We start from the raw sequence: 8,449 nt of genomic DNA, 5'->3' as shown, positions 1-8,449 counted from the left end.
GTGTCGGGACGCGATCGCCTGGACTACTTTGGATTGCTTCTTTATAAAAAGGTGATTTAAAAAAGGCGAATTCAAGTCCCCCGGGCTTTTAATTCGTAACCAATTCATTTTCGCTTTTGTGCACTAAAATTCTCCCGCAGGACTCGCACAATATCAACTGGTTCATCATTTTGATCTCGACCACCCTCTGTGGGGGAATGGTACTCAAACATCTATCGCATGCATAGTTTCTTACTTCCGCGACTGCTGAATTCCCAAGTCCTTTGCGTATGCGTTCATATTGATACAGTACATTCCGTTGGACCGAGCTGCTCAATTCTTTACGTCTATCTTCATAAGAAAGACTTTCCTTTTCGGTCGCCTGAATTTTTTCTTGCAGTTCTTTTTCCTTTTCAATTAGATTCTCCTGCCACGTCTCAACTTGTGCAGCCAGGTTCTTTTCTTCTTCAGTTCGCGTTTCTTCTTCTTCTATCAGCTCCAGAATTTTATTTTCTGACTCGTCCTTCTTTTCTTTCGCGGTATCTATTTCAATTGTAATGGCATCATATTCTTTATTGGTCGTAACAGCATACAACTGCTCTTGATATTTATTCAGTTTTTCTTCTATTACTTTTAGCTCGCCTTCCCAATGCAATTTGGATTTTTTCGCCGCCACCAGCGAATTCTTTTCAGCCTCGTGCCGATCCTTCAAACTCTGCAATTCATCATTTAGTTTTTGGATTTGTTGTGGCAAATCACCTTTTAATGCTTCAAGTGCCTGCAATTTATTATCTACACTTTGCAATTGCATCAAGCTATTTAACATTGTTTTCAATTTTACCTCCAAAAAATTTTATACAAAACTCTCTAATAACTACCAAAAAAAAATGCACCTCAAAATTGGGTGCATTTTATATTTGGTTTTGAATGAATACCAATAAGATTTTGAAATTGAGTATTGGTTTAATTCTTTTTCTCCGAAAAATAGTTTTATTCATTTGAATTACTATCGTATCCACTTTTAAATGAACTTAAATTTAACCAGCTTTAATATAATAATTAATCAACAAAAAACAAGTATTTTTGTTGTAACATTCATTTGCTTTTAAAACACGGATTGAAAACTTACACCGATTTTAAAAACTCGAATTTGATTAGTATTGAGGAATCATTTTTTCTCTATTAATTTTTGATTCTAAAAGGAATATCTGGTTCTGAAAGCTCTTATTCTTTTATCTGTGTGAGTTTTCAATCCGTGTTATTTAGCAGAGAGATTCTTCAATCAGTGGGCAATCAAACTAATTCGAGGCAAGATGGAAAGCAAATTCTGGAGTGAATGAGAATAAAAATAATATTGACAACAGTATGAAATTATTCTATATTGATTACAAATTAAAACAACTCTCAAACCGTGCTTTCAAATCTAAAAAACCTTTTTCGCCCAAAAACAATTCCGGAGACCTTAGCTCTTCTTGAAAAAAACTCAGGCTCCATACTCATTCTTGCCGGTGGCACAAAACTGCAGCATACTCAAAATAACATTGTCCAGGAGCTGGTCGACATCACCTGTCTAGATCTTGATTATATAAATAATAATGCTGGTTTAACCAGAATTGGAGCCACAACCCCTTTGCAAAAATTGGTTGAAAGTCAGAAGTTAAAAAACCTTGCAAACGGAATCCTGTCCCAAGCTGCGCAACTAAGTCATCATTCAAAAATGATACGAAACGTCTCAACACTCGGGGGGGAGCTTGTCACTACAAACTCTCTTTCTACGCTTTATTGTGCGCTGCTGATCTTGCAAGCTCAAGTTCGGATTGTTGGCGGTGAGGAATTTGCTCTGGCCATGAACATTTTCCTTAACAAAAAGAATCTCGGAGGCGGTCTGTTGGTTGAAGTTATTATTCCGGCAATGGAACCGCAAACTTTTGCAGGGCTGGCTCCAATTTTTTATAACGGAAAGCCATTGATTTGTGCCTGCGCACGAATAACGATGAAAAAAAGAGAATGTCAGATCGCGAAAATTGCAATTACAGGTACCGAACGGGTTCCACAACGTCTGCATGAAATCGAAGAATACTTAGAAGGCAACTCGTTTACCACTGCAAATATTGAAACGGCCGCGGATAAAGCTTCCGAACAATATGTGCCCATTTCTGATTCTTTGGCAAGTAAAGAATACCGTAAAGAGGTGAGCCGATCAGTCGTAAAGAAAGCATTGCTACAATGTTTGGAAAATGCCGCTCAATCCGTTACATGACAAAGTAAACCGCTGAAGGGTTTAAAAGTAAACCGCTTATTCAGAAAGATGTATTTCACAAGACGACCCTTCAGGTTAAAAATTGCATAAAATGAAAATCAGTCTCACAATTAACAATCGCAAGAAAACGCTGGACGTCCCGGTAAACCAGACTTTGATGGATTTATTGCGTTCGCAGGGACTTTGGAGCGTTGGACACGGCTGCGAAACCGGAGACTGCGGAAATTGCACGGTCATTGCCGATGGGCTGGCAGTCAATTCGTGTATCATGTTGGCCGTGCAAGTAAATGGAAAAGCAATTACAACTTTTGAAGGCGTTAGCGAAAAAAGTGAATTCTCTCCGGTAAAAGAAACATTAATGGATTTTGGGGACAGCGACTGTGGTTTCTGCATTCCGGGAATGTTGATGTCTATGAAAGCACTTTTGGATAAAATTCCCGACCCCACGGAAGAAGAATTGGTGGATGCTCTGGCTGGAAATTTATGTCGGTGCACTCGAAGCGTAAAGCCGGTTCAAGCAATTTTAGGGGCAATTAAAAAAATGCAAGGAAAGTGGTAATGGCAAGAAAAAAGCAGCTTATCGTTGTTGGCGATCGAATTCTAATTTCCCCGGATGATAGTAAAAACCGCACAGAATTTGGACTCTATCTGCCGCCGGGAGTTAAAGAGAAAGAAAAAGTTCGGGGTGGTTACGTGGTTAAAGTTGGACCGGGCTACCCCATGCCGGATCCTAATTCGATCAGTGAGGAGCCCTGGTCTTCATCACCAAAACAGGACACGAAATACATCCCGCTGCAGGCAAATGTGGGGGATTATGCAATTTACATAAGTACCGCCGGCGTAGAAATTGAATTTGAACGCAAGCACTATGTCGTCGTCCCTCAGTCGGCAATCTTAGTACTCATGCGCGACGATATAACAGATTTTGATTTAGATTCGGATATTTAGTAAAATTTTGTCTGCCCACTGATTAAAAATAAATAGCTCTATTCTCTATTTTCATTTCGTTTTTAATTGCCTTTCATTTTCCCAATAAATCTTTCCAACGCGCGTTCCCTCTGCAAATGACTTTGCTCCTGCAGAAAAAAAACAGGCGGTGCAACCCGGTCGGAACATTGTGCCTCGGAAAGTTCGCAGCGCTCGCAAGTTTCGTTCACTTCTACTTTGGGGATCGCAGAATCATTCCAAAAGCTGACAGTGTTCTTGAATTCTTCGTTGATCAAAAATCCGATTGAGATACTTGAATTAGCTCTCTCGGTTAAGGCCAAAGGACGCGCCAACGTCACCGTAAAAAACTCGTCTCCCCCCCCGATAAAATGGGATCGCTGCGCGGCAATGAGCGTCTCCTTCACCGGACCTTTTTCTTGCTGAGCCGCTAACTTTTTAAGCAGGCCTATAGAAAGCCAACGACGGCAATAGTGTTCATTGAGTCCAATCCCGTGAGGTACACGCACCCGCGACATATTCAGCTCTTTGGTTAAAGGATACTTGTCCAAACCGGCCTTGTTGTTAAAACGTAAATAGTAAATTTCGCGAAGATTAAACAGTTTCGGAATGAGCTGGCTGAGTCGATAAAGAAACATTTCAGGTGTTGCATCATATTTTTTCATCAGGTCCAAAAAGCCCTGCCCATCCCATTTCTTCTTTTTGAAAAACTGTTTCAAGTCCTTCTGCAGAAGTTTACGATTTATCAGTAAGGCTCCTGCAAAATAAGATGCTTGGAAATTATTCAAAACCTGTTCAAACGACTCGACTTTCAGCCAGGACGATGTTTTGGCACGTTCCGATAAATCCAAATGGGAATAACCAAGTTCACGTCCCAAAATAAAAGCCTTTTGACTTGGCAGCAAATTCTTATTAACAATCAGTTTTGGGGGCTCGGTATCGATCCAAATCGAACGGAAGCCTTGTAACTCAGGGAATTCATCGAATGTAGTTTCTTCTAAAGCAAAACCATATTTTCTAATGAAAATTGAACGCAGTTGCCCAAATTCCACCAAAGGCTCAACGGGCATTTGGTTCTCTTTTAGAAAACCAATAACAGCTTTCTCGATATCTTCAAAATAATTTAAGTGAATTTTCTGGTATGACCGTAGCGCCGCCAGCAAAAAATGCTCGACGCGCATATTATAGCTTTCGCCGATTTCCAAAAATGTTCGGATAAAGGCACCGGCTTTCGCGGGTGAATCCTTCGCCAGATCCATCAAGTCCCGGGGAGTGATTCCGAACAGTTCAAAAGGAAATTCTTTTAAAAAAGGAGAATTAAGGAGCGAGGTGAGGCCGTCAAGCTCTTCATCGACTTTCAGAGACACCAGGTCGTCGAAAGAAATATCCAAAGCCTGGGCCAAAAGCATGATTTTTTCGGGCTTGGGATATTTTTTGCCTTTTTCAATTTCGCTTAAAAAAGAAATAGATAGCCCGGATTTCCTGGCCAAGTCTTTTAACTGCATTTCTTTTTTAAGCCGAAATTGTTTTAATTTCAGCCCGAGGATAAGGCGTAAATTTTCTCCACCAACTTCCATTTCTTTCCCTATTATCGAATAGCGAAAAGCGTAGAGCGCAAAAAAGAGCATAAGACTTCGAACATCGTTCCTCGCTTTTTCGCTATTCGCTTCTCAGTTCCATAATTTTATGTAATTCGTGATTGTTCAAATATCCACATTATTTTTAATTTTAGCAAACTATTTTTCACCAAAAGCGAATTTCTTATTTTTTTCGCAATTAATTATTTTTTTTGTTTCCGCAAATCTACGCCATGAAAGTATATAACGCTCAAAGAGAATTACTTAAACTTAGCGAAATTTCGCTTACCAAAATTAGACTGCTCTTTGTATACTTCACCGAGTATGAAATTTTAAGAGAAAAATGATGAGCGTAAACATCAAAGAAGCAAGAGACCTTATGGTTTGCGGAGGCACCGCGACTCCCTGGCTGTTTTTAATCGGGAAATTGCATCAAGGCCGAATCATGCTCCTGCCTACTATAAATACAGGCAGCCTCCTTTTTGATCTCGGTAGATTTGAAGAAGCCCTGGTTTCTTTTAGAAAAAGCTAGGGATTTAGGGAGCAAGCTTGCGCAGATATCCAGTAAAATAAGTCTTGCCTATTGGAATTTGTACTGCTGCGATTATCAGGCTCATGTTTCGTAGAATTGCTGCACTCAGCGAACTTTCGCTTAATAAATTTTACGAAATTGCCGATATCGTTTAAGGTTAACAATGAATTTGAAAAAGAACAGGAGTTAAATCACAGATGAGCGTAAGCGGTATTGAAATCAAGGGGGAAGTGACTCGGGAATTTGAGGGAATCTTAACTGAAGACGCTTTGCAGTTTATAGCGAAACTGCAGCGCAAGTTTGCAGGCACCCGCGCCAGCCTGCTGGAAAAACGCATCGTAAGGCAAGCTGAAATCGACGCTGGAAACATGCCTGATTTTCTCCAGGAAACAGACAATATCAGAAACGATTCAAGCTGGCAGGTTGGCCCTATTCCAGACGATTTGCAAAGTCGCCGGATAGAAATCACCGGACCGGTCGAGCGCAAGATGATGATCAACGCGTTGAATTCCGGTTCAAATGTTTTCATGGCGGATTTCGAGGATGCTAACTCACCTACCTGGTTTAACCTGGTGCAGGGACAAATCAACCTTCGCGACGCAGTAAACCGCACCATTTCCTTTACGAATCCAAACGGCAAACAATATAAATTAAATGAAGAAATTGCCACCCTTCTGGTCCGGCCACGCGGTTGGCACCTCAATGAAAAACACATACTGGTTAATGGCCACCCCATTTCGGCATCGATTTTCGACTTTGGACTCTACTTTTATCACAATGCAAAGAATTTGCTTCAAAACAGTTCCGGTCCATATTTTTACATTCCGAAACTCGAAAGCCATTTAGAGGCCCGGCTGTGGAATGACGTTTTTTGTATGGCACAGGATGAACTTGGTATTCCACATGGCGCCATTAAAGTCACGGTGCTCATCGAAACTATCCTGGCCGCATTTGAGATGGATGAAATTCTTTACGAGCTCCGCGACCACATTGCCGGGCTTAACGCCGGCCGCTGGGATTATATTTTCAGCGTCATTAAAAAATTCAGAAACCGGACGGACGCCCTGCTTCCGGATCGTGCGCAAATTACCATGACCGTCCCTTTTATGCGCGCGTACACCGAGCTTCTGGTAACAACCTGTCATAAACGCGGGGCACACGCGATTGGCGGCATGGCCGCTTTCATTCCGAACCGAAAAGACCCTGAAGTGACCGAAATTGCCCTGGCAAAGGTCCGGGAAGACAAAGAACGCGAATCAAACGACGGCTTCGATGGCACCTGGATCGCCCACCCGGATTTGATGACAGTTGCCAAAGAGCCATTCGACAAAATTTTAAACGGCAACGTCCATCAGAAAGAACGAAAAAGAGAGGATGTCCGGATTACCGCAAAGGACCTTTTAAATTTCAACATTCCCGGCGGAGAAATCACGGAAGAAGGATTGAGACACAATATTCGAGTAGCTCTGCAATATTTGGAATCCTGGCTGAACGGCACAGGTGCGGTGGGAATTTATAATTTAATGGAAGATGCCGCAACCGCTGAAATCTCCCGCGCCCAGATCTGGCAGTGGCTGCATAATCCGGATACAAAACTTTCCGATGGAAGAGAAGTGACGCCTGAGCTGTATCGCTCTTGCTTTTCTGAGGAACAGGAAAAAATCAAATCCATGGTCGGAGATGAACGCTACAGCTCAGGTAAATATGAATTGGCGAGTCAACTTTTTGACCGATTTGCTACTGAAGAAAAATTCACTGACTTTCTAACATTAATCGCTTACAAACATTTATAAACGCATCAGGAGGCAACAGCAATGAACAACAACTTTGATGAAATCAGAGACCTCAATCAATCCTGGCAAACAGACCCACGCTGGCACGGAATCGAAAGAACCTACACCGCGGAAGACGTAATCAAGCTGCGGGGCACGGTGCGAATCGAACACACTCTCGCTCGTCTGGGAGCAGAACGATTATGGGAATTGACCAACACCGAGCCTTACATAAACGCCCTCGGAGCCCAAACCGGTAATCAGGCCGTGCAAATGATTCAAGCCGGCTTAAAAGCAATTTATTTAAGCGGCTGGCAGGTAGCGGCTGACGCAAATTTAGCAGGTCTCACCTACCCCGATCAAAGCCTCTATCCCGCCGACAGCGCGCCAAGCCTGGCCAGGAGAATTAACAACGCCCTGCAGCGGGCAGACCAGATTCACAGTCTTGAAGGCAAAAATAGCATCCACTGGTTTGCACCGATCGTAGCGGACGCTGAAGCCGGCTTTGGCGGCAATTTAAATGCTTTCGAATTGATGAAAGCCATGATCCAGGCCGGAGCCGCCGGGGTGCATTTCGAAGATCAGTTATCCTCCATGAAGAAATGCGGTCACATGGGCGGCAAGGTTTTGGTTTCTCACAACTCCTTCATTCAAAAGCTTATCTCAGCCCGCCTGGCAGCAGATGTCGCCGGGGTTCCAACTGTCGTAATTGCCAGAACAGATGCAAATGGCGCCAACTTGCTGCAAAGCGATTACGGTGCGGTCGATGAACCTTTCTTGACAGGTGAGACCACTCCCGAAGGCTTTTGCCGAATTCGCGGCGGCCTTGAAATCGCGATTGCTCGATCTCTTGAATACGCGCCTTATGCAGACATGCTCTGGTGTGAAACTTCCAAGCCGGATGTTGGCGAAGCACGCGAGTTTGCCCAAGCCATTCATGAGAAATTCCCAGGGAAACTGCTTGCCTACAATTGTTCACCTTCATTTAACTGGAAGGCAAACCTGGATGACAAAACCATCGCTGAATTCCAAAATTTGTTGGGAGAGATGGGTTACAAATTCCTATTTGTGACCCTGGCAGGTTTTCATTCGTTGAACACCGGCATGTTCGAGTTGGCACGCGGCTACAAAAGTGAAGGCATGGCGGCTTATGCGCGGCTGCAGGAACGGGAATTTGAATTGGAGCGCGAAGCCGGCTACAGCGCGGTCAAACACCAGAAGTTTGTCGGCGCCGGCTACTTTGATGCTATTCAAATGACAGTCACCAACGGCCAGGCTTCGACCAGCGCACTAAAAGGTTCAACTGAGGAAGAGCAGTTTGCCGAGGCAGTGGCAGCGTAAATAAAATCTCCCTTCGAAAGCCGGGTGGCTGTTTGGGCCCGGC

The 8,449-nt window shown here is 43.3% G+C and carries 8 protein-coding genes; 6 read left to right on the top strand and 2 right to left on the bottom strand.

Annotated features, from left to right (window positions below; all coding sequences use genetic code 11):
* Positions 1-88: 88 nt before the first annotated feature.
* A complete protein-coding gene (locus tag IH879_14740; protein ID MCH7676190.1) occupies positions 89-814 on the bottom strand; it encodes a hypothetical protein in 726 nt (241 codons plus the stop codon).
* Between the two features lie 576 nt (positions 815-1,390).
* Here IH879_14740 and IH879_14735 point away from each other — a divergent pair.
* The 3 genes from IH879_14735 to IH879_14725 all read left to right on the top strand — a co-directional run bounded on the left by IH879_14735 (position 1,391) and on the right by IH879_14725 (position 3,187).
* Positions 1,391-2,239 carry an FAD binding domain-containing protein gene (locus IH879_14735; GenBank protein MCH7676189.1) on the top strand — a complete coding sequence of 283 codons (849 nt, stop codon included), beginning with the start codon at positions 1,391-1,393 and terminating at the stop codon, positions 2,237-2,239.
* A gap of 91 nt (positions 2,240-2,330) precedes the next feature.
* Positions 2,331-2,798: a (2Fe-2S)-binding protein gene (locus IH879_14730; GenBank protein MCH7676188.1), complete on the top strand. Its 468-nt coding sequence runs from the start codon at positions 2,331-2,333 to the stop codon at positions 2,796-2,798.
* Positions 2,798-3,187: a co-chaperone GroES gene (locus tag IH879_14725; protein ID MCH7676187.1), complete on the top strand. Its 390-nt coding sequence runs from the start codon at positions 2,798-2,800 to the stop codon at positions 3,185-3,187. Before IH879_14730 ends, IH879_14725 begins: the two co-directional genes overlap by 1 nt.
* 62 nt (positions 3,188-3,249) lie before the next feature.
* Here IH879_14725 and IH879_14720 read toward each other — a convergent pair whose 3' ends face one another.
* Entirely contained in the window at positions 3,250-4,761 is a 1,512-nt protein-coding gene (locus IH879_14720) for a helix-turn-helix domain-containing protein (GenBank protein ID MCH7676186.1), read from the bottom strand.
* A gap of 346 nt (positions 4,762-5,107) precedes the next feature.
* Here IH879_14720 and IH879_14715 point away from each other — a divergent pair, with 346 nt between their 5' ends.
* From IH879_14715 to aceA, 3 genes are all read left to right on the top strand, one after another.
* Positions 5,108-5,293, top strand: a complete 186-nt coding sequence (locus IH879_14715; protein ID MCH7676185.1) for a hypothetical protein — start codon at positions 5,108-5,110, stop codon at positions 5,291-5,293.
* Positions 5,294-5,490: 197 nt separating this feature from the next.
* Positions 5,491-7,086 (top strand): malate synthase A, encoded by a 1,596-nt coding sequence (locus IH879_14710; GenBank protein ID MCH7676184.1) that lies wholly within the window; start codon positions 5,491-5,493, stop codon positions 7,084-7,086.
* Positions 7,087-7,107: 21 nt separating this feature from the next.
* Positions 7,108-8,406, top strand: a complete 1,299-nt coding sequence (gene aceA / locus IH879_14705; GenBank protein ID MCH7676183.1) for an isocitrate lyase — start codon at positions 7,108-7,110, stop codon at positions 8,404-8,406.
* Positions 8,407-8,449: the final 43 nt, after the last annotated feature.

The sequence above is a fragment of the candidate division KSB1 bacterium genome, from assembly GCA_022562085.1.
GTDB lineage: Bacteria > Zhuqueibacterota > Zhuqueibacteria > Oceanimicrobiales > Oceanimicrobiaceae > Oceanimicrobium.
This window is presented reverse-complemented; position numbering and strand designations above follow the sequence as displayed.